This window comes from Actinomycetota bacterium, from assembly GCA_013152275.1.
GTDB lineage: Bacteria > Actinomycetota > Acidimicrobiia > Spongiisociales > UBA4744 > BMS3Bbin01.
The window spans coordinates 1-21,668 of sequence record JAADGS010000078.1 but is presented as its reverse complement, the minus strand read 5'-3'; the positions used below and the strand labels follow the sequence as shown (position 1 = coordinate 21,668).

Below are 21,668 nucleotides of genomic sequence, written 5' to 3'. Positions count from 1 at the left end.
GTCAACACCCGGCACACCGCCGGCGGCCGGCCGACGAGCAGCCCGCCCACGCGGACGAGGGTCGTTTCCACAGACGGACGTCCTCCGTCTTGAAGGCGTAGCACACCATCGGATTGGCGGGGTCCCCGTCGCATCCCGCGGATCACCGGACCCCTCTCGTTCCCGAAGAACCTGTTTGACACTGTGGCAATTGTCGACTAAAACGTTTCAAGTACCACCTAAAACGTTTCAAGGACACTATGCGAGTCACGATCAAGGACGTCGGCAGAGCAGCCGGAGTATCTGCTGCCACGGTCTCCAACGTGTTGAATTCTCCGGATGTCGTAGCGCCAGACACACGTGAACGCGTCACCGCCGTGATTGCGCAGCTGGGATATGAACCCAGCCGCGCAGCCAGAGCCCTCCAGCAGCAGCGCACGTTCTCGATCGGGTATGAGATACCAGGAGTGACCGACGGGTTCGCTCTGGACGTTTTCCTCCACCGTATGGTCGAGCGGGCCGGAAGAGCGGATCTCGACATTGTGCTGTTCACGCCGAGACCTGGCCAGACCCAGGTCGATGCCTACCGGGAAATGATTCGCCGCGGTGCCGTCGACGGCTTCGTGATATCGGGTACCGGCCGCAACGACGACCGGATCACGTACCTCCTCGACGTCAGGTTTCCCTTCGTTACGTTCGGCCGCACCGACACTCCCGACGAGCACCCGTGGGTCGATGTGGATGGGCGCGCGGGGGTGCGACAGGCGGTCGCCCACCTCGTTGAGGTGGGCCATCACGACATCGCCCTGATCGGGTGGCCGGAAGGATCCATCACCGGTGACGAACGGGCAGCCGGATACCGCCTTGGTCTGGAAGACGCAGGGATCGCCGTCCGTGACGAACTCACCGTGCGCGTCGAGAACGGAGTTGTGCCAGGCATCGAGGCGATGGAGCACCTCCTGCGCCTCGACAGGCCTCCGACTGCGGTCGTTGCAGTGCAAGACGCCCTTGCGCTCGGAGCGATGAGCGCGATCCGTGACGCCGGTCTGGAGGTCGGCAGTGATGTGGCGGTGGTCGGCTTCGACGATATCCCGAGTGCGGCCTTTTCCGCTCCGCCGCTCAGCAGCATCCGCCAGCCGATGGAATCGGTCGGTGAACTGGTCGTAGAGATGCTGGTCGAGCGTCTCGACGAGACCGCCGGTGCGGCACCTCGCTCGGGAACCTTGGCACCCGAACTCGTCATACGTGCCAGCACCAATCCGGCCAGGCAAGCGGATCGCTGATGTTGCACTACCGGGCGTCCACATGGGAGTACGTCGACGATCGCCTCGTACCCGAGATGGCGCCCTGGCGAGCCCCCCTCTTCACCGTCGGCAACGGGTACCTTGGCACGGTCGGCACGTTCGAAGAGGGGTTCGAGGGGCAGGAGCCTGCCACATTCATTCACGGTCTGTTCGTGACTCCTCCAGGGGACCTGCCGGTGCTCGGCGCCGTACCCGATTGGACGGGGATCATCATCACGGTTGATGGTGAGCCGTTCCGGCTCGACCGTCGTCCTCCTGCCGGGTTCGAACGGCGCCTCGACATGCGGACCGGCGTCGTGACCCGCACCGTGGTCTGGAAGGGCGCCGAAACCGGAGTCGTGAAAGCCATCTTCCGCCGCACGGCCTCCATGGAGGATCCGGGCCTCGTGGCGCTCGACGTGACCTTCACGGCGCTGACGGAGCCGGTGACGATCACCATCGAGACGGGAATCGATGCCTCCGTGGCCGGCCCCTTCGGGGCCCTCTGGGATGCAACCGGATGGGATCGGATCGACGCCCGATCGCTGTCGCTGTCAGCTCGAAGTGTCGACGGCGCACATGACCTCACCGTTCAATGCCGGCTGTCCGGCTTGGATGCTCTCGCCCTGGTGCATGACGCTTCGCATCCCAGGTTCCGGGGAACGTTCACGCTGGAGCCAGGTGCCTCCCGCACGCTCACCAAGATGGCCCGCTACACGGTCCCGGGCCGGCCGAACCGCGCAGTGGCGGCACTCGATGCCGGCTTCGACACCGTGGTTGCGGCCTCGATCCCCCACTGGTCGCGACGATGGGAGACCAGCCGGATCGACGTCGGGGGCGATCCCGAAGCCGAACGTGCACTTCGGTTTGCTGCATTCCATCTCATCGCAGCCGCGCCACCCCAGGACACTCGGGGCAGCATCGGGGCCCGTCTGCTTTCTGGATATGGCTACCGCCATCATGTGTTCTGGGACACAGACATATACGTGGTGCCGTACCTCACGATCTCTCAACCCGATCTGGCGGCCACGCATCTGCGGTACCGGCATAGAGGTCTCCCCAGCGCCCGACAGAAGGCAGCCCGGTTGGGACGCCAGGGAGCGTTCTATGCGTGGGAAGCCGCCGACACCGGCGACGAAGTCACTCCCAAGTGGGGTCGAAAAGAGGACGGGGAACGGATTCGTATCTGGACCGGTGAGCTCGAAGAGCACATCACGGCCTGCGTTGCCTGGGCCACCGATCACTATCACCGGTGGTCGGGTGACGACGCGTTCATGGCGCGGTACGGGACCGAGATGGTCCTCGACGGCGCCAAGTACTGGGCAAGTCGGCTCGAGATCGGATCGGACGGTGCCCATATCCGCAACGTGATCGGTCCCAACGAGTACCACGAGCACGTCAACGACTCCTTCTTCACGAACGCAATGGCGGCATGGCAGCTTCGGCAGGCGGCCGTCGCAGCCGCCTGGCTCGATGACACCGATCCCGTGAGTTCACGGAAGCTGCTCCAGGCTCTGTCGATCAAAGGCGACGACCTGGCCCGGTACGGAGATCTGGCAGACCTCATCGTGCTTCGAAAGGACGAAGGGGGCGTATGGGAGGAGCATGAGGGCTTCTTCAACCTGGACGTGGTGGACGTCGCGGCGTTCCATCCGAGCAGGCAGTCCCTGTACGAACTGTTCGGCGACAAGCGGGCACAGGAGATCCAGTTGGTCAAGCAGGCAGACGTGCTCATGGCACTTGCGCTTCTCGACGAACACGGCACCGTTCCCGGTGCCCTCGCGGCCGCCTTCGACTTCTACGCCCCCATCACCGATCACGGATCGTCCCTCAGCCTGGCCATGCACTCACTGGTGGCATCACGGATCGGTCGGCCTGAGACCGCATATGAGTACTTCGTCCGGGCGGTCGCGATCGATCACGACGATGCCATGGTCCACGGCACTCAGGGCATCCATGCCGCGACACAGGGTGGAGTCCTGCAGGCCGCCCTGTTCGGGTTCGGTGGGTTGCATCTCGATGGCGGCTCACCTGCGACGTCCGCTCGACTGCCCGATCACTGGGATTCACTGGGTTTCTCATTCATGCATCAGAACGTACGCCACGAGCGACTGCTCACACAGGGTTCTCGGCCGGAGTAACCCGCCGCCGCGGTGGAAGCCACCGAGGTGGATAAGGAGAGGAGAAATGGCATGAAGCGATCCAAATGGATCATATTCCTGCTCGTCTTGGCCCTGATGGCCACGGCGTGCAGCACCACTAGCGAAAGCGAGGTGACGACAACGACTGCCGACGGGTCTGGGGCCTCTTCGACGACGCAGGCGACGACCACGACTGCCGCCGTGTCTGAGACTTCCTCGACGACGGAGGCAACACCGACGCCTGCCCTCGAGGGTGTTGATCTCACCCTATGGGGCTGGTCGTCGTCTGATGCGGAGAACTCCGCGCTGTCGGATCTCGTCGCTCAGTTCTCGGCCGACACCGGAGCGAACGCCGAGTTCCAGGCGCAAGCGGAGTTCGATGTCGCACTTCAGGCGGCGTTGGCCTCGGGCGCTCCACCCGACGTGTTCTACGTGGACAGCTTCAAGCTGCCGGACCTTGCCGATGCCGGTGTGTTGGCTCCCGTGCCGGATGGAGCGTTGAGCGATCCGGACGACATCTACCCGTCGTTGCGTAACGCATTCACGTTCAACGGCACGTGGTACTGCCCCCCGAAGGACTTCTCGACCCTCGCCCTCGTGTACGACCCAGACGCACTGGCAGCAGCCGGTGTCGATGTGCCGACGACGTGGGACGAACTCGAGGCCGCGGCCGCCACACTCACCACCGGTGACGTCGCAGCGATAGCGGCCGGCGACGCGCAGGCCGGGCTCACCATGGGAGTCGAGTACCCGCGCTGGGCCGTGTTCCTGTTCCAAGCCGGAGCGGCTCTCACCGACGACGCCGTAACCAAGATCACACTGGACAATGATGCCGCGCGAACTGCCCTCCAGTTCGTCGCCGACCAGTATGCGGCCGGGTCTTTCATCAAGCCCCAGGCCGTCGATGCCGGATGGGCCGGTGAGGCCTTCGGGCAAGGCAAGGCAGCCATGACGATCGAGGGCAACTGGATCGTCGGCTACCTGCAAGATGCCTTCCCGGACAAGAACTTCGCCGTTGCGGAGCTCCCGGCCGGCCCTGCGGGAATGGGCACGTTCGCATTCACCGTTTGCTACGGTGTTGCCAAAGATGCCAAGAACCCCGACGCCTCATGGGCGTTCGTCGAGTACTTGACCAATGCAAAGGGGTCGCTTGCCTGGACGAATGCGTTCAACGTGATGCCGGCCCGGAAGTCCGTGTCTGCCGACTGGATCGCTTCGCATCCTGACCTGAATGCGTTCGTTGCCGGTTCCGCGTACGCACATCGCTGGGGCTTCGTTCCCGGCTTCAACGACGTGGTCGGCGTGTTCAACGAGAACGCCGAAGGAATCGTTGACGGGACGGCTTCTGTCGACGACCTCATCACAAAGGTCACGCAGGCAGGGGAGGACGTTCTCCACTGACCGAAGGAAGGGGGGTCGCCCACAGGGCGACCCCCCTTCGGGTTTTCACAGAAGGAGCCCCAGGGATGGTCGCCAAGGACGAAGCGTCGACCGAGATCGACAGGCCACGTCGAAACCGTCCCCTGCTGCCTCGCAGGCGGTCCCGCACACGGTCTGCTTCCCGGAGCGAAAACGCCCTCGGTTGGATCTTCACCGGACCTGTCGTGTTCGGTCTCATCCTGTTCGTGGCGATCCCGATCCTCCTCACGGTCTGGGTGAGCTTCCGTGACTGGAACGGCTTCGTTTCGCCGTTCGACACTCCCTACATCGGGTTCGAGAACTACAGCAAGCTGCTCTTCGAGGCCGGGATTCGTCAAACGGATTTCGCTCGGTCGATTCGCAACAACTTCTACTACGTGATCGGGGTCGTCCCCATGCAGACGACCCTTGCACTCGTCATCGCCGTCATTCTCAACAAGACCGCCCTGAAGGGGAAAGGCTTCTTCCGAACCGCCTACTACTTTCCCTCCATCACGAGTTCCATCGCCGTGACACTGATCTTCGTCTTCATGTTCCAGACGCAAGGAGCGATCAATGCCGTTCTGCCGTTCGGCAACATCAACTGGCTCGACAATGCAAACGGACTGATCCACAACGCTCTCGGCGTGATCGGGGTGCATCAACCACCCGCGTGGGCCGCCGGCATCGAATTCATGGGGCTCACCCTCTGGGACTGGTTCGCCGGCCCCAGCGTGGCGATGTTCGCCATCATGATGCTCGTCACCTGGACCACCACCGGCACCATGATGCTCATCTTCCTCGCAGGGCTGCAGAGCATCCCACCATCGGTCGAAGAGGCCGCGACGGTTGACGGTGCCGGTCCGTTTCAGATGTTCTGGCGAGTCACCATCCCGATGATGCGCCCGACGATCTACTTCGTGGTCATGCTGGGTCTCATCGGCACCTGGCAGGTGTTCGATCAGATATTCGCCACCAACTTCGGAGGACCCCGAAAGACCACCATTACGCCGGCCTTCTGGATCTACTTCCAGTCCTTCCGCAATTCCGAGGCCGGCCTGGGCGCGGCGATCGCGATCCTTCTGTTCGGAGTCATCATGATCTTCGCCTTCCTGCAGCGCTGCATCATCAAGTCGAGCGGGGAGTTGTGAGATGACGGTCGCAATGGCACGCGACAAGATCACGAAGGCATCCGTGAAGCGTTTCTTGGGGTACGCGGCTCTCGTGTTCTTCGCCCTCGTGTTCATCCTGCCCTTCGTGCTCACGATCGTCACTTCGTTCAAGACGTTGCCGGACATTCAGCAGAATCCGGTCCGGCTGTGGGCCGATCCGAAATACGGCTGGACACTCGACGGGATCCGCGGGCTCAACACGAGCAACGTTCGACTGCCGAGATGGGCGTTCAACTCTGTCGTCGTCACCGTCTCGGTCGTAGCCGGCAGGTTGTTCTTCGACTCGATCGCCGGATTCGCGTTGGCGAAGATGCGGTTCCGGGGCAGACGAGCGGTCTTCGGCTTTGTGATCGTGGTTCTTGCCGTACCCGGCGTCGTGCTGCTGATTCCGAAATTCCTCATCATGAAGGAACTCGGGATACTCAATACCTATGCCGGCCTGATCCTGCCATTGATGTTCGACGCGTTTGGCATCTTTCTCATGAAACAGTTCTTCGAACAACTTCCGGACGAGATGCTCGAGGCGGCGGCCATCGATGGAGCGACGACCTGGCAGATCTTCACGAAAGTGGCATTGCCCCTGGCTGCGCCGGCCCTCATCGCTCTGACCATCCTGTCGACGGCGGGTGTGTGGAACGACTTCATGCACCCGCTGATCGCCGTGCCGGGGAATCCGGACCTTCAGACACTGCCGCTCGGGCTTGCGAACATCCGGGCAGCCTTTGGGCAGGCCCAGCCGTGGAACACCATCCTCGCCGGCACGATGCTCGCTACGCTCCCGATCGCCATCATCTTCTTCATCTTCCAGCGGTATTTCGTACAGGGCCTCGCAACCTCGGGGACGAAGGGATGAACATCGCACATCTGACAACACACTCCCATTCCTGCAGTGCGCCTCATGGCTAGACGAGACACGAGCGAGGAGACGGTCGTTATCCGGGCCGCCGAGTTCGATGCAGTCGTGCTCGATATGGACGGCGTGGTCACAGATACGACGAGAGCCCACACCGAAGCGTGGAAGAGCATGTTCGACGAGTTCCTCGTGCGCCATGTCGGACCTGACGCCAAACCGTTCGACGCGTCGGCCGACTACCTTCAATACGTGGACGGCAAGCCGCGATACGACGGCGTGCGCAGCTTTCTTGCCTCGCGTGAGATCACGATCGCCGAGGGATCACCCTCCGACCCGCCACATGCCGACACGGTGTGCGGACTGGGCAACCGAAAGAACGCCGAGTTCCTCTCCCACATCGCCGAACAAGGGGCCGACGCGTACGCGTCGACGCTGCGTCTCCTCGACGCGTTTCGCCAGGCAGGTCTCCGCACCGGATTGATCACATCCAGCCGGAACGCCCGCATCGTTCTCGACGCCGCAGGCGTCCACGACGTCTTCGACGTGATCGTCGACGGAGAGGTCGCCGCGCAACGAGGGCTGGCGGGCAAGCCATCGCCGGCAGTTTTCCTCGCTGCGGTCGAGGATCTCGGAGTGGATCCCGAGCGGGCAGTGGTCGTCGAGGATGCCATCTCAGGGGTCGCCGCCGGCCGCACCGGCGGCTTCGGCCTTGTGATCGGGGTGGCTCGCCATGACAACGCGGCCGGGCTGCGGGCAGCCGGGGCGGATGTCGTGGTCACCGACCTTGCGGCCGTATCCGTCGAAGCCTGAGCCGGCCATGGTGTTGCAGTCCACTCGACGATGTCCAAGGCAAGAATCTCACATCGGTTCGGACCGCAATCTTGGCCGACTGCCACGAGTGCTTCGACATGGGCGTCGCTCGACGGTTCGTCCCGTTCCTCCATGCCCCACTACTCGGCCCGCGGACCCGCAACACCGGATCAGATACGGCAAGACCGGCCACGCAACCCCCTGCCGCATGCTGCAGCCCGAAGCGGTGACCAGCACAAGGACGAATCGAAGCCGTTCGTTACGTCCGCTACAACCGCCCGTCGATCCTTTCGGTTGACCAATCCGGCGATGAGGCGATCACAACGATGCCCTGCAGGAGGCCCCCCTCGACGAGTCCATCCAACACGACCTGCGTGACGCACAAGTCCGCACGAGGACGGAACGGGTCCTCACGCGTCCATTAATCGGCCCGACGCCCGAGAACCTGTCAGAGATGTGGTGGGGAGCGTCGAGTGCGGGACCCGGAACGCCTCATGCCCGTGACCGATGCGGCACGCCTGCCACCACCTCTTTGATGAGATGACAGTCAATCCGAACGCGACAGACCGGCATCCCGCAGGCGGGGATGCCGGAGAAGGCCGCTACCGCTGCCGCTGAGCGATAACTCGTCGCAGGCCTCCGGCTGTTGTGGGAGTTATGCCTGCTTCAGTCGTCCTCTTCCCGTCGAACGAGTCGTCGCGGGACCACCACGAAGGCGGTGAACAGTGTGACAAAGGCTCCGACGGCAGCAACTACTTCCATATTCATGTCCCTTTCTTGGCTCTGAGTACTCGAACGGTCATTGATCCCTCCCAGATGTGTGGCCGGGCCGGCCACGTCACGACGGGTCTGCCATGTCGTCCATCACGTAGCCCATCTGCGTGAACTCGGTGGCGTCGATGCCGGTGATCTCGTCGGCTTCCGAGACCCTGAGCCCGATCCCCACCTTGATGAGACCGAAGACGATGGCGGAGGTGACGGCCGTCCAGAGGACCACGGCCACAACGCTGATGAGCTGGGCGATGATCTGGCTCTTGTCGCCGACGATGAGCCCGGAGACCCCGCCATAGACACCGTTTGCGAAGATGCCGACGGCGATGAGCCCCCACAAGCCTGCACCGCCGTGGCAGGCGACCGCCCACACGGGATCGTCGAGATGCAGCCGCCGCTCCAGGAACCCGGCAACGCCGATCACGAGTGCGCCGGCGATCCCACCGATGACGACTGCCGCCCATGAATCCACGTAGGCAACCGGGGCGGTGATCGCCACGAGGCCGCCGATGGCGCCACTGACGGTCACCGGGATGTCGGCCTTCCCCGTCCGAACCAGACGGATGTAGTAGGCGACGATCGCTCCACTGATCCCCGCCAGGAACGTGTTCACCGCGATGACCGAGATGCGGAGGTCCGTGGCCGCGAGGGTGCTGCCGGGGTTGAAACCGAACCAGCCGAAGAACAGGATCATCGCCCCGATGACGACGTAGCCCATGTTGTGTCCCGGGATCGACCGAGGTCGCCCGTCGGAATCGAACTTTCCACGTCTTGGACCCACCATCAGCGCCCCGACCAGCGCGGCGATCCCACCGACGGCGTGGACGACACCTGATCCGGCAAAGTCCTTCGCGCCGGCGCCGAACGGCAATGTGGCGAGCCATCCGCCGCCCCACACCCAATGGCCGTAGATCGGGTAGATCAACGCGGAGATGAGGAAGCTGTAGGCCATGTACGCGTCGAGCCTTGTTCGCTCGGCCATCGCACCGGACACGATGGTGGCCGCGGTTGCCGCGAACACCATCTGGAAGAACCAGAAAGCCGCCGTTCCGACGTCGTTCGCCTCGCCACTCAGGAAGAAGCCCGAAAACCCGACGAACGCGTTGCCGTCACCGAGCCCCGACACCAACGCGGAGCCCCCGAACATGAGAGCGAAACCGAACGCCCAGAATGCGAGACCGCACATGCAGAAGTCGATGAAGTTCTTCATGAACACCGAGCCGGCGTTCCGCATCCGTGTCGACCCTGCCTCCAGCAGCGCGAAACCCGCCTGCATGAAGAAGACCAGGAACGCTGCGATCAGCGTCCATGCATAGTTGACCGCGACTACCGCCGCGATCCCCGGGGCGCCTTGCACGTCGATGATCGAGGATCCGGTCGGATCGGCCGCACGGGCAACTCCGGCCGGGACAAGCCCGATCAACAAAAGAACCAGCGCGACCCACAAGCGTCTCTGGTGCAACCACGATTTGAACAGGGGCTTCATGTATTGATCTCCTCCCTCACGCACAGACCGGCGATCCGCCCATGCAGAGCCATCTAAGACGGCCCTTGTTCCGTACCGATTGCGGTGCCGTTACCGGCTTGCGACCAGCTTGTTACGAATCGGTTACGGCGATGCCGGCCTCCATCCGGGTGCGAGGGTTGGGAGCCGACGCGGTGTTGGGCGTTGACCGACAGGCCCGGCTGTCGCGTGTCACGGGGTTTCCCTCCGGGGGGAGCTTGTCCCAGAGTTCGTAGAAACTGAGGTGACGGTCCTCCGTCCAGAGCCGGCCGTGTGACAGGCTCGGTGACCTTGGGTGGCCACAAGGTTCCGATCCGCGGACCCCGGGCGCGCACCGCCGGCGAACTCGCGCATGGGACCAGTGCTCGCGCGTTCCGCCGGATAGGTACCATGCTCGCCGAACTCAGGGCCGCAGCCCGTGAGGAGCTGAACGCACCCAACGGGTGAGAACTTCCAGTCCAGGGAGTTCGAGGACCGGGGGAAGAGCGAGCGATGCTCCGCCGACCCGAATCTCCGGAACGCTCTTATCACTCTTGGACGGCGGCAATGGTGCGATTCGGATGTGGCCTTCCTTGGCGCGACGTGCCTGATGGGTGGAGAGAGTCGCCGGGAAGTGAGGAGGTGCAGGATGTGCGAGAACCGCGACTTTCCGTCTCTTGAAGGCGACTGGGATCGTCTCTACCTGGAATACCCAGACGTCTATGACCGTTTCGCTCGCACAACACTTCCGGCCGTCGCTGCCTTGGACGAGCGGTTCGATCTGCGGAACAAGGTGTTGGCCGACGTAGGGTCCGGAACGGGATGCTCCACTTTCGAGTTGGCCAGGCACGCGCGATTCGTGGTTGGCCTGGAACCCTGGAAGCCCATGCGGGATGTTGCCATCGGGAAAGTTCGGTCGTACGGACTACGCAACGTCGCGTTTGTCGATGGCATCGCAGAGGCCCTGCCTCTTCGGCCCGACTCGATCGACGCCATCGTGAGCATCTTTGGATTCCCCTTTTGGTTCGTGGATGCAGGACAGGAGGGTCAGGAGCTGGCCGAGCGATTCGTGGCCGACGCGCTCGGGACGGTGAAACCAGGCGGACACATCCTTGTCGTGGGCAGCGCTCCACACTGGGGTGCCGGCGAACTCACGGAGGTCGTCTGGCCGCCAATAGACGGTCCCGACGAGTCAGACCGTATCAATACTCTGATGACGCAGATCCTGGGCTTTCACTACGACGATGTCGACGTCGTTGCCGAGTATGAGTCGGTCCAAGAAGCGGTAGCGACGTATGGATTCATCTACGGACAGAGGGCCATCGAGTACCTGCTTGCCAACGACATCAGTTCAATCAAGTGGAAGCTTCGAATCCACTACCGGACTCGCTGACGGCGGAGGTTGATCGGGTGGGGAGCGGGCGCGGTGGCGCTTGTCGACTGGTGGACCAGGTTGTCGTGGCGAAGACGGCAGGCGAAGAAAAGTTCGCCGAGGCTGCATGCAGGGCGACCTTCGAGCTTCAGGTTGGCCGCCCTGGCTGCCGAGCTCTCTGGGAACATCTCAAGAGCATGTCAATCGAGTCGATGAAGGTCGTTTTCCATTCCGAGGATGTTCATTCCGGGGAGATCGCCGACACCCTTCCACAGCGATCGTTCTGGCGGCATGACGTCCGTGCGATGTGTCGACATTCTTGAGACAGGTCAATGTTGGGATTCGACCTGGAGGGGAATCGTGGCGAGAACACCGAAGCCGTCCGTGGAGGTGACGAAGATCCGGATCGTGACCAGGCGCACTGCGGCCGGCGCCTACGACTCCCGAGCCGTCCTCGAGCCGTGAGCCGATCTCCACGCCTTTGAACGAGGGCCGAGGATCTCCGTGACTGTTGACGGCCCGGATCCGATCCGCCATACTGCCCACCAGATGTTCCAGCCGACCAACACCATCATTATCGATTAGCGCATACGACTGATCGTGTGCGCCCAACCCTTCGCCCGGCGGAGGGTTTTCTGATGCCCAGGAGTTCACCATGAAGACCGAGATCTATGACACGACACTGCGAGACGGCTCTCAGCAGGAAGGCATCTCGCTGACCGTCGGCGACAAACTGCGGATCGCCTCCTTGCTCGACGAGTTGGGAGTCGACTACGTGGAGGGTGGGTGGCCGGGCGCCAACCCCAAAGACGACGAGTTCTTCCGCCGGGCACGGAACGAGCTGGATTTCGCAACGGCGACGCTGGTGGCCTTCGGGTCGACCCGGCGATCACGGGGCACCGTAGCCGACGATCCTCAGCTACAGGCGCTGCTCGCCGCCGAAACCGAGGTCATCTGCATCGTCGGCAAGTCGTCGGATTACCACGTGCGTGAAGTACTCCGAACCGATCTCGACGAGGGCGTACGCATGGTCACCGAGTCGATCGAGTACCTGCGCAATCATGACCGGCGGGTGTTCTTCGATGCGGAACATTTCTTCGACGGTTTCCGGGCCAATCCGGAGTTCTCGCTCCGGGTGCTGCAGGCGGCCGCAGCAGCCGGGGCAGAACGGTTGGTGCTGTGTGACACCAACGGTGGGACCCTCCCCTCTGCGGTCTTGCGCACGATCGACCGGATACAGGAGGCTCTCCCAGAGAGCCCGCTGGGCGTCCACTTCCACGATGACATCGGATGCGCCGTGGCCAGTTCCCTGATGGCGGTCGATGCCGGTGTCCGACAGGTCCAAGGTTGCATCAACGGTTACGGGGAACGGACCGGCAATGCCGACCTCTCGACGCTCATCCCCGACCTCGCCCTCAAGATGGGCCTCTCGGTGCTTCCCGAAGGGAGGCTGGAACTCCTCGGCCCCGTAGCGCATCACATTGCCGAAATCGTCAACATCTCCCTCGATCCCCACCATCCCTACATCGGGACTTCCGCCTTCACGCATAAAGCCGGGCTCCACACGTCGGCCCTGGCCCGCCGGTCCGACGCGTACGAGCACGAGGACCCGTCCCGGGTCGGGAACCGCACCCGCATGGTCGTTTCGGAGCTGGCCGGCCGGGCGAGCGTCCTCACCGAGGCCAGGAATCTTGGTCTCGAGGTCGACGCCGAAACGGCCGCACACATCCTCGAACAAGTCAAGGACCTCGAACACAAGGGCTATTACTTCGAAGCGGCCGACGGATCCTTCGAACTGCTCATGCGCAGGGCGCTCGGGTGGAAACAGGGCTTCTTCGAGCTGGAATCCTTCCGCGTGTTCATCGATCGGCGGGCCGACGAGGAGATCGTCGCCGAGGCCACCGTGAAAGTCGTGGTCGACGGCCGGCGGGTCGTCACCACCGGAGAGGGGGTGGGTCCGGTGCATGCATTGGATCAGGCGCTCCGGGCTGCACTGAGAACCGCCTATCCGGACCTGGACCGGCTCCGGCTGACCGACTATCGGGTGCGAGTGCTCGATTCCTCCTATGGAACCGAAGCGATGGTGCGAGTACTCCTCGAAACATCCGACGGAGACGATACCTGGGGAACGATCGGCGTACACGAGAACGTCATCGAAGCCTCGTGGGATGCGCTCACCGAGGGCCTGCTCGTCGGGCTACTGCGACGGCGGGAGTCCAGCCTTCCCGGGACCTGACCTCCCTCGAGCCGATCGCTTATGGTCGCACCGCAACCGTTTCCACGGTTCGGCTCTCGACGGGACGCGCATGCCTCACACTCCCCCGATGGGACAGAACGCGCTCGTGGCCGCCTTGGCAGCCGTCGACCACATCTGCCGGATGTCCTGGTTGGCTTTGGCACCGGCCTTCTCATCTGCGAAGTCCGCCAGGTCTTTCGAGCTGTCGAAACCGGAGCTGCACACCTCGCGTGCGAACTCCATCCATTGGTCGTTCGTCGCGTCGTAACCGGCCAAAGTGGCAGCCTGGCGAGTCACGCTCAGGAAGGTGTTCTTGAGCAGTTGTGGCGCACCGTCGACTCCGAAGGTCGTCGGAGTGGACGTTGTTGTCGAGCAAGCGGCCATCACCATGGCCAACAGTAAGACAACACACTTGAGCTTCATGCCTTCAGCATCGGCTGACATGCGTCTCCGGTTGAGGACTGAGAGCCTCGGCTCAGACCTCACTCGACGACACCCATCTCCGAATCCGACGAGGCGAGTCGCTGACATCGCAAACTGCGACCGCGTCCTTCGCCGGCCTGCCCTTCGACCCGGGCCCGAGTTGCCAAGGTCAGGTACCGGGTTCATGCCCTTCGCCGTCTTCGAGACCCGGGGAATCTCGCCACCGAATTGGTCGGCGAGAGCTTCAGCTTGTTCGACGCCGATGATACGGAGCGTCCCCTTGTCGATGTCGGAGAGGACCTCATGCTCGGCATCGAGCCGGCTTCGCGGGTCTCGGGAGAGGGCTGGGGCGCTTGACACGGTCCTGGCGATGGCGAGATCGATACGGCCGGTTGGCGGCCCGGCCCATCCGATGAGTCCGCTGCTGCCCGTGCGGCAGAGCGTGCCGTCGATCTCTCCAAAGGTCGCACCCGTGTGCCCTGGAACGGTCAGACGATCCCGGCGGCCGTGCGAGGGCCGGGTGCGCAGATCGTCGACGCGAGGTCGCGTGAACGACACACGATCGCGGTGAACGGCACCAGGTCGAGTTCCTCGATGACCTGGACAGGGAGATCCTCGAGTAGCGACAACTGGCGCCAGGAGGAGTTCAGGTCGAGGCGCCGGGCAGTGGTCATGCCGAGATTCGGGTCGATCGGCACGGTCTCGGCGTCAGGCTCAAAGCCCCGCCATGCCCTGGCGCGTTGCTGAGGAGGTCCTGGCTCCGGGAGGGGCAAGGAGCGTATCGAAGCCCCTCGTCGAACCCATCTCACTTCCAGGTACGCAACGAGCGCGGCCTTCGCGGGCCGGACGGTCGGGCGGTGTCGGGAATGGCGTCGTGGGCTACTCGCTCCCCCACCACTCCCTGAACGGAACCGGGTCGCCAACAGGTCGGGCTCTCGACGCCGGCCTCGCCGGAAACCAGGCCAGCTCGCGTCCGGATCCATCCGATGTCGCCGCCGAACGACAGTGCACACCCCGCAGACCGGCATCGTGCACCTCGACACCGACCGGCCGGCAGCGCTTCCAGGGGACCGGCATGCCATTCTCCACCGGATAGGTCACAGGGACACCCAGTTCGATGAGGCCCTCGTCGGTCACGGCATCGGCGACGAGCTGAGAACGAGGGAGTGTTGCCGTGACGAGCACATACGGTGGATCGAGATCCTCGGGACCGACCGGCTGGCCGGCCAGGAGGTGTCGGATCTGCGCCCGGGCAGTATCGATGTCCTCGTTGAGGTAGAGGACAGGAAACGAGTGCGGCGGGTTCCATCGGCCTCCATGGACCTGGGCAAAGGTGGGATCGAGCGGGTCGTCCCAATGTTCGTCGGCAACTCGAAGCCAGCGATGGCCGTCTCGGAGACGTTCCACGATCACGGTTGGACGCGACGCAGGTCGAACATGGCCCGCACCGCTTCGAGCACCTCGCGTGTTCCCTCGGTCTCGGCGAGCTCGAGGAGGGAGCGGCCTCCGAGAGCCGGCGCCTGCCGTCGAACCACGGCAGGGATACGCTCCCGCTTCACATAACGGTCGAGGAGGTCGGTCGCCGCGGCCAGGTCGGCAATCGAGACGGCTCGACTCGCCGGCGGGCCCGATGTCAGCCATTTGGCGAACGCCTGGCGCGACACACCGAAGATCCGGGCGGCAGCCGACCGTGACAAGTCCCACAGTTCGATGAAACGTTCGAGGGGCTCGGTGCGGAGACGGCGGTCGAACGCATCGACGAAGCGACGTGCCCAGACTTCGTCGGCCTCGGCGAGGATCCGCTCGGCGGCATCGGACGGAGAGAGGTCGGTAATTGTCATGGTGCAACCATATGTCAAGCGCAGCCTTTCGTCAACCGTCTGTATGTTCGCTTCGCACGTCGGGCCCGTGCAAGAGGCAGATAGCCGGCGGCCGCACATGGGTCCCCTGACCGGTCACTGCGTCACCCCGATCGCCCCTGCGACGCCAACGCGACCTTGGGACTTGCCCCGTCGCCGCGTCCGCAGGGAACGTTGCTCTTGGTCGCATTACCGGGGAGAGACGGCTCCGCGACACGTCGCGGTCGCCGCGCTCCGGTTCTCCTCTCGATCCTGCAGACCCCCCAGACAGATCATCGACATGACCGCGGTGGCGACATGCGTCCCACCACCGTCCCCGATCCCGTATACGTCGGCCCGGTACACGGTCAGCGTCCGTCCCGGCTCGATGACCCGGCCGCGCTCCACACGCTGTTCACCCTTGGCCGGATTGAGCAGATTGACCTTGAACTCGGTGGTGAGCACGCCGGTACCGCCGGGATGGAGGGAAAGCGCCGCGTATCGGGCGGCGGTGTCGGCACTGGTGGCAGTTTCCCCGGCTTGGAAACAGCCATGTTGTCGGCTCAGTTCCGGTCGGAACGGCGGATCGATGCTCGGGAGCCTTGCAGGAGTCGGAGCGAGCCGAAGCCGGCTCAGCCGTCGGTGGTGTCGACCTCGATCTCTGCCCACTCCGGCCACGACAGGCTCTCGATGGTCGTCATGCGGAACGCCGACACGTTCTCCATGGGACTCGCCGGCCGCCACGTGAGGATGTCGCCGGTAGTCGTGAATCCCTGGAAGGTCTCCACGAGGCTCCACTCGCCGTCGACCCGGACTTCGAGTTCGTGCACCGTGTCGCTCGGCGGGTTCTGGTAGACCACGAAGCGGATCTCGGTGACCGTGCCGGAGGTGGGGAGATCGACCATGATCCACTGTGGAGGGTCGGCTCCCGACGACCAGAACGACTCGCCATCGACACTGCCGTCGAACACGAGCTCCGGTCCCTTGCCTGCCCGGCTCGCCGATGCCGTCGCCGTGGGGCCCGCCTGCGGCTCGACCCCGGGACATACGTCCTCCGCGCCGCGGAGGCAGTACTCGGTGACTCCGCCGATGATCGTCGCCAGGAACTGGACGTCGGGGATGGAATCGGTGGGAACGGTGAGGAGGTCGCCGGTGAGGATGACGAGGTCGGCGAACTTCCCGGGGGTCAGCGACCCGACGACGTCGTCCTGTCCGATTGCGTAGGCGGCGTCGATGGTCATCATCTCGAGGGCCTGGTCACGTGCGACCTCGGCGCCCTGCATCCAATCGGCCGGCGGGCAGACGGTCCCGTCCTCGTCGACCCGACCTCTCGTCACGAGGCTGAAGTACTCGCCGATCGGGCTGATCGGGGTCATCCAAGGATCGTCACCGTGCCATGCAACGATCAGCCCGGGGTTGGCGGCGATGATGTCGCCGGGACGGTCTCCGTGCTCTTTATAGAAGTCGGTCCAGGCCAGCTCGGCACGGCATGCCTCCGACGAGCCGAACAGCACCGTTACGAGGCCGAGCTCCCCGTAGCGCCGGATCGTGGCGTCGGTCTGGATGGCGTTGTGGTCGATCCGATGGCGGAGAACGTTGGGTCCACCGTCGAGAACCGCGGCGTAGGCATCCTGGACCGCGGCGATGGCGACATCGCCCTGCGCGTGGACGATGACCTGGTAGCCGGCGGCGTCCGCAGCCCCGATCATGTCGGCGAGGGTCGCCGCGTCGAAGTACAGGTCGGTCGAGTCGTATCCCTCGAGAATGGGCTCGCTCGTGGCGAGGGCCCGGCAGGCGCCACCGTCGGAGAAGATCTTGACCCCACCGATGCGGACACGGTCCGCGACCTCCTGTCCGGGCTCGTATGCCTCGTACCACCGTCCGAGATCCTCCCCGCACACGTTGGTGCGAATGAGGTACAAGGTCGTACGCACCCGCAGCCTTCCGGCGCGTGATGCTTCGATGAAGACCTCGGTGACGCCAGGCTCGACCGAAGCATCGGCGAGTGATGTGATGCCGTTGGCGAGGGCGAGGGATTGTCCGGCTTCGATGCCGCCCATGTCGGTGAGGATGTGGGTGTGGGGATCGACGAAGCCGGGCTGGACGGCACGTCCCTTCAGGTCGACGACCGTCGTGTCGGGACCCTCGTATCGGACCATATCGTCGGCCGTCCCGACCGCGACGATATGGTCGCCATCGATGGCGATGGCCTCCTGGGTGCCGAGTTCGGGATCCATGGTGACGATCGGGCCACCGGTCAAGATGAGATCGACCGGCTCTGGATGTACGGTCGTGGTGGTGGTCGTCACGGTCGTGGTCGCCGGTGCGGTGCTCGTGGTCGTGGTGGAGAGAGGCACGGCCGTCGATGTGGTGATCGTGGTGGCCGTGGACGAAGTGGACGAGCCTTGGCACGCAGCGGCGACGAAGGCGAGCCCCAATATGAGCCTGATCCCCCACTTCATTCTCGCCAGAGCCTACCGGCTGGAGGCGCTCGACGACCACGAGCGGGTTACGCCGTACCTCACCCTGTCGCCCACTTGACAGGGGGCCTGGCTTCTCCTGCCCTCGCCGGACCTCGATCCCCGAGCCGAAGTGTGTGGAAGGTGCCGAAAGGAACGTGCACTTCATAGCCGGCCAGACGCGTAGTCTGGAGCAGAAGCACCCACGACGATGCACACACAGGCCGTGTCCCGCCTCAGCCGGGGTCGTGTTCGTCCTCTGAGATGGCTCCTGTGCACCGTGTGCGGAGAGGAGCGAGACCATGACCGTCACATCCACCGTCGAGGGCATCGTCGAGCAGATCGTCGACCCGTCTGCGTCCGAACGTGACAACGCCGTCGCCCTGCACGACTACGTCCGAGAACATGTCAAGTTCGGATTCAACGACCTGTTCGACGCCGGCGACCCCGAATACACGCTCGCCTTCGGCGTCGGCCACTGCATCCCCAAAACCCGCCTCATGGCGGCCGTGCTGCGATCCGCGGGGTACGAGACGCACCAGCATTTCGTCGTACTCCCCAAGGACATCCTCCGGGGCGCCATCCCGGCCGGCCGGTACTGGATGATCCCGAGAGAGATCTCACACTCCTATCTCGAAGTGCAGATCGAAGGGGTGTGGCGATCGGTCGATACCTATATCATCGACACGCCTCTGCTGGTCGGCGCCCAGGAACGCCTCGCCGCCGAGGGCCGCCGGCTCGGCTACGGGGTCCGGGTGGACTCTGTCAACGAGTGGGATGGATCCACCGACGCGTTCTCACAGTTCGATCCGGACATGATGATCGAAGACCACGGCCGCATCGAGGATATCGACGCGTTCTTCGCGGACCGGCGTTACCGCAACCGTGTGCTCGGCGTCTCGTTCAACACCATGTTCAAACTCATGGGGCGACGCGGCGTCGCGCCAATCAACGCCGCGATCGACGATATCCGTCGGTAGGCACCGGACGATCCTGCCGGATCGATCGGTTCACCCGTAACCCGTGGGCCGTACAGCGACCACGGATCTCGTTCGCCGACACGATGGACTCGAACCGCACAACCGGCCTTTGGAACCGTCGGCAGGACAACCCTCGACAACGGTAGAGGCCCCGGTCGACAATCGCTCCGGCCAGGGCCTTCTCCCGTGACCTTCGGGCTATGAGCGACCCGCCGGCTGCACGCCGACCTCCCCGCCCGCCATGGAATCACCGAGGTCGGGTCCAAGAGGGCCTTCGGCCGGCGGCCTCGCAAGCATGGCGGACTCGCCGGGCCGTGGTCACCCCGCCGTCGACGTCTTCCTGCTCAGCCGCCGACCACAGCCGGTTGCCGTTCGGGCTCGGCAGTCGATGCAGTCGCCTTGAATCCCTTGACGATCAGCCAGACGGCGAGGACCATCTCGTTGAGGCCTATCGGAGCTGCGAAGAGTCCCTGCATCGCCGGTGAGAACTCTCGGCCGTACATCTCGAGCACGGTGCGCACCTGAAGCAGTGCACCTCCGGCGAATCCCCATATCGACAGCCAGGCGGGAACGAGCTCCGCCCGGTACAGCAGCGTGTAGAGGATCAGCGCGCTCACACCGAACATGAGCATCGGCCCAAGCCGGTAGCTCCATTCGCGAGCCGCAACCAACGTATCGCCCAGCGGTTCAGCACCGGCGACTCCTGGTTGCCCGTAGCTCTGGCTCGAGGTGAGGATCGCCAGCGCGCTGACGGTGCCGGCGAGAGTGAGCACTCCCTCAACGGTCCGCGCACCAACGAAGCCGAGAGCCAGCCCTTCATTGCGACGCTTGAGCACCGGGAAGAGCATCACTGCGATGCCGATGACTGCCATGGCCTGAACCACTTCGAGGGACGCTCCGGACACCACCTGGATCTCGTGGTCGGCAGCCTCGACGAGGTAGTTCACGCCCACCGATGGCAGGAGGAGCGTGCCACCCACGACGGCCGCAACCGAAGCCACGATGAACAGGACGCCAACAACCCTTGCGGTAGTTCGATCTCTCATGTTCTGTTCCTTTCATCCCTGTGTCGATTCGTCTTCCCGACGTCGCCGGGGGCCGTCCGGCGACCGCCGTCGGTATCCGACCTGCGGGTAGCCACCACCACGGCCGACGCCACGACGGCGGTCAGCCCGATGACGAACAATCCGTCTGCGCCGGGGCTGAACACGATGGGTCTCACGCTGCTGACTGCGAGGACTTCATCGGCCAGCAGTCCCCCGACAACGGCATTACCCATCGCGTGCATCAGGACGGCGGGCCACACCGAACCGGCCGCAAGGCGGATCTCGCCGTAGACGACGGCGACAATGACAGTGCCCAACAGGATGCGTGGCAGCAGGGTCGCCAAGCTCTCGTCGGTGTAGTCCCAGAACACCGCCACGTATGGGAGATGCCACATCCCCCATATGAGGCCGACCACGAGGTGATTGATCCACCGGCCGACACCCTCCTTGGCGTCGAGCCGGGGAACCAGGTACCCATGTCTGATGAGGCACCCCACACGGCGATCAGGCCTGAGGAGGAGATGTGACAAGAAGCCATACACAGCAGGAGCAATCGGTGGCCGAGGCACGAACGACGATTACGAGTGACATCGCTGGAACGACCACACGCAACTTCGTGATGTTCGCAGCAGCGATGCCGGCGGCGAATTGGCTTGGTCTGCTGCTCGACATGGTGCCAGATGCCGAGGCCGTCGACGGTATCGGGTTCATCGCCCCCATCGGTACCGCCGCCGTGCCGTGCATCTGGGGCCGGGCCGGCTGCGGACACGCGTCGATCGGCGCCGGTCGCCGAAGGGTACGCGATCACCACCAAGGGGAGGTTGAGGAGGCAACGTGAAACACAAGAGGCATGTCAAAGAGAATGTGCTGAGAAGGACACGATGGATGCTCGTAGCCATCGCGCTGTCGCTCGCCGTCGCCGCGTGTGGGGATTCCGGTCCCCTCACGGTCACGGAGGCCCAGTCGGCTTCTGGAAACCAATCTGTCGTCGGGCTCCTGGTGGCAGACGGTGACGTGGTGCGTCTGTGTGAAGTTCTGCTCGAGTCGTTCCCGCCGCAATGCGGAGGCGCATCGATCGAGGTCCGGGGATTGGATCTCGCCACCGTGAACGGACTGCAGTCGGAACGGGGCGTGTCCTGGACCGACCGGCAAATCGCACTGACAGGAGTTCTCGAGTCCGGCGTTCTCGATGTCGAGTCGTGAGGCCGGCCAAGTCGCCGAACCAGACGGGCGAGGAACTCACCGCCACTTGGCGTACATGTAGGCATCCGACGGCTCAGCAGACACATTCGGATGCGGTGCCCACCGGTGCAGGACACCCTCCCGGACCATGCCGGCCTTCTCGAGAACCCGCTGCGACACCACGTTCCCGACATTGACGTACGCCCACACCCGATACACCTCAGGTTCGCTGAGCGCCCAGC

General features: G+C 64.1%; 22 protein-coding genes. 12 read left to right on the top strand and 10 right to left on the bottom strand.

What is annotated here, in order from left to right; genetic code table 11:
• Positions 1–239 precede the first annotated feature (239 nt).
• From GXP34_12720 to GXP34_12695, 6 genes are all read left to right on the top strand, one after another.
• Positions 240–1,262, top strand: coding sequence for a LacI family transcriptional regulator (locus tag GXP34_12720; protein NOY56829.1), 1,023 nt, complete (start codon positions 240–242; stop codon positions 1,260–1,262).
• Positions 1,262–3,403 (top strand): glycoside hydrolase family 65 protein, encoded by a 2,142-nt coding sequence (locus GXP34_12715; GenBank protein NOY56828.1) that lies wholly within the window; start codon positions 1,262–1,264, stop codon positions 3,401–3,403. Before GXP34_12720 ends, GXP34_12715 begins: the two co-directional genes overlap by 1 nt.
• Before the next feature lie 51 nt (positions 3,404–3,454).
• Positions 3,455–4,804, top strand: coding sequence for an ABC transporter substrate-binding protein (locus GXP34_12710; protein NOY56827.1), 1,350 nt, complete (start codon positions 3,455–3,457; stop codon positions 4,802–4,804).
• Positions 4,805–4,869: 65 nt separating this feature from the next.
• A complete protein-coding gene (locus GXP34_12705; GenBank protein NOY56826.1) occupies positions 4,870–5,952 on the top strand; it encodes a sugar ABC transporter permease in 1,083 nt (360 codons plus the stop codon).
• 13 nt (positions 5,953–5,965) lie between these two features.
• Positions 5,966–6,826 carry a carbohydrate ABC transporter permease gene (locus GXP34_12700; GenBank protein NOY56825.1) on the top strand — a complete coding sequence of 287 codons (861 nt, stop codon included), beginning with the start codon at positions 5,966–5,968 and terminating at the stop codon, positions 6,824–6,826.
• A 45-nt stretch (positions 6,827–6,871) separates the two neighbouring features.
• Positions 6,872–7,636 carry a beta-phosphoglucomutase family hydrolase gene (locus GXP34_12695; GenBank protein NOY56824.1) on the top strand — a complete coding sequence of 255 codons (765 nt, stop codon included), beginning with the start codon at positions 6,872–6,874 and terminating at the stop codon, positions 7,634–7,636.
• Between the two features lie 838 nt (positions 7,637–8,474).
• Here the strand turns inward: GXP34_12695 and GXP34_12690 are convergent.
• Positions 8,475–9,893 carry an ammonium transporter gene (locus tag GXP34_12690; protein NOY56823.1) on the bottom strand — a complete coding sequence of 473 codons (1,419 nt, stop codon included), beginning with the start codon at positions 9,891–9,893 and terminating at the stop codon, positions 8,475–8,477.
• A 646-nt stretch (positions 9,894–10,539) separates the two neighbouring features.
• Here GXP34_12690 and GXP34_12685 point away from each other — a divergent pair.
• A complete protein-coding gene (locus tag GXP34_12685) occupies positions 10,540–11,283 on the top strand; it encodes a class I SAM-dependent methyltransferase (GenBank protein NOY56822.1) in 744 nt (247 codons plus the stop codon).
• A gap of 634 nt (positions 11,284–11,917) precedes the next feature.
• On the top strand, positions 11,918–13,498 hold the full coding sequence (locus GXP34_12680; GenBank protein NOY56821.1) for a citramalate synthase: 1,581 nt from the start codon (positions 11,918–11,920) through the stop codon (positions 13,496–13,498).
• Positions 13,499–13,573: 75 nt separating this feature from the next.
• Here GXP34_12680 and GXP34_12675 read toward each other — a convergent pair whose 3' ends face one another.
• From GXP34_12675 to GXP34_12650, 6 genes are all read right to left on the bottom strand, one after another.
• On the bottom strand, positions 13,574–13,921 hold the full coding sequence (locus tag GXP34_12675) for a hypothetical protein (GenBank protein NOY56820.1): 348 nt from the start codon (positions 13,919–13,921) through the stop codon (positions 13,574–13,576).
• Between the two features lie 488 nt (positions 13,922–14,409).
• Positions 14,410–14,694 (bottom strand): hypothetical protein, encoded by a 285-nt coding sequence (locus GXP34_12670; protein ID NOY56819.1) that lies wholly within the window; start codon positions 14,692–14,694, stop codon positions 14,410–14,412.
• A 106-nt stretch (positions 14,695–14,800) separates the two neighbouring features.
• Positions 14,801–15,334, bottom strand: coding sequence for an RES family NAD+ phosphorylase (locus tag GXP34_12665; GenBank protein ID NOY56818.1), 534 nt, complete (start codon positions 15,332–15,334; stop codon positions 14,801–14,803).
• Positions 15,331–15,762, bottom strand: a complete 432-nt coding sequence (locus tag GXP34_12660) for a hypothetical protein (protein NOY56817.1) — start codon at positions 15,760–15,762, stop codon at positions 15,331–15,333. Before GXP34_12660 ends, GXP34_12665 begins: the two co-directional genes overlap by 4 nt.
• Positions 15,763–15,969: 207 nt before the next feature.
• Positions 15,970–16,437 (bottom strand): PaaI family thioesterase, encoded by a 468-nt coding sequence (locus tag GXP34_12655; protein NOY56816.1) that lies wholly within the window; start codon positions 16,435–16,437, stop codon positions 15,970–15,972.
• Positions 16,392–18,068, bottom strand: a complete 1,677-nt coding sequence (locus GXP34_12650; protein NOY56815.1) for an amidohydrolase family protein — start codon at positions 18,066–18,068, stop codon at positions 16,392–16,394. The genes GXP34_12655 and GXP34_12650 overlap by 46 nt, the downstream gene beginning before the upstream one ends.
• Here GXP34_12650 and GXP34_12645 point away from each other — a divergent pair.
• Positions 18,058–18,300, top strand: a complete 243-nt coding sequence (locus tag GXP34_12645) for a hypothetical protein (protein NOY56814.1) — start codon at positions 18,058–18,060, stop codon at positions 18,298–18,300. The genes GXP34_12650 and GXP34_12645 overlap by 11 nt on opposite strands.
• Positions 18,301–18,520: 220 nt before the next feature.
• Positions 18,521–19,198, top strand: coding sequence for a transglutaminase domain-containing protein (locus GXP34_12640; GenBank protein NOY56813.1), 678 nt, complete (start codon positions 18,521–18,523; stop codon positions 19,196–19,198).
• 344 nt (positions 19,199–19,542) lie between these two features.
• Here the strand turns inward: GXP34_12640 and GXP34_12635 are convergent, their stop codons facing one another.
• Positions 19,543–20,244 (bottom strand): DUF4386 domain-containing protein, encoded by a 702-nt coding sequence (locus GXP34_12635; protein ID NOY56812.1) that lies wholly within the window; start codon positions 20,242–20,244, stop codon positions 19,543–19,545.
• Positions 20,241–20,741 (bottom strand): CPBP family intramembrane metalloprotease, encoded by a 501-nt coding sequence (locus GXP34_12630; GenBank protein ID NOY56811.1) that lies wholly within the window; start codon positions 20,739–20,741, stop codon positions 20,241–20,243. Before GXP34_12630 ends, GXP34_12635 begins: the two co-directional genes overlap by 4 nt.
• Positions 20,742–20,767: 26 nt before the next feature.
• Between GXP34_12630 and GXP34_12625 the strand changes: the two genes are divergently transcribed.
• Both GXP34_12625 and GXP34_12620 read left to right on the top strand, forming a co-directional pair.
• Complete coding sequence (locus tag GXP34_12625; protein ID NOY56810.1) at positions 20,768–21,082, top strand: hypothetical protein; 315 nt, start codon at positions 20,768–20,770, stop codon at positions 21,080–21,082.
• Positions 21,079–21,447 (top strand): hypothetical protein, encoded by a 369-nt coding sequence (locus GXP34_12620; protein ID NOY56809.1) that lies wholly within the window; start codon positions 21,079–21,081, stop codon positions 21,445–21,447. The genes GXP34_12625 and GXP34_12620 overlap by 4 nt, the downstream gene beginning before the upstream one ends.
• 36 nt (positions 21,448–21,483) lie before the next feature.
• On the opposite strand, the gene GXP34_12615 is transcribed toward GXP34_12620, so the two are convergent.
• A partial coding sequence (locus tag GXP34_12615) for a GNAT family N-acetyltransferase (GenBank protein ID NOY56808.1) occupies positions 21,484–21,668 on the bottom strand: 185 nt, incomplete at its 5' end.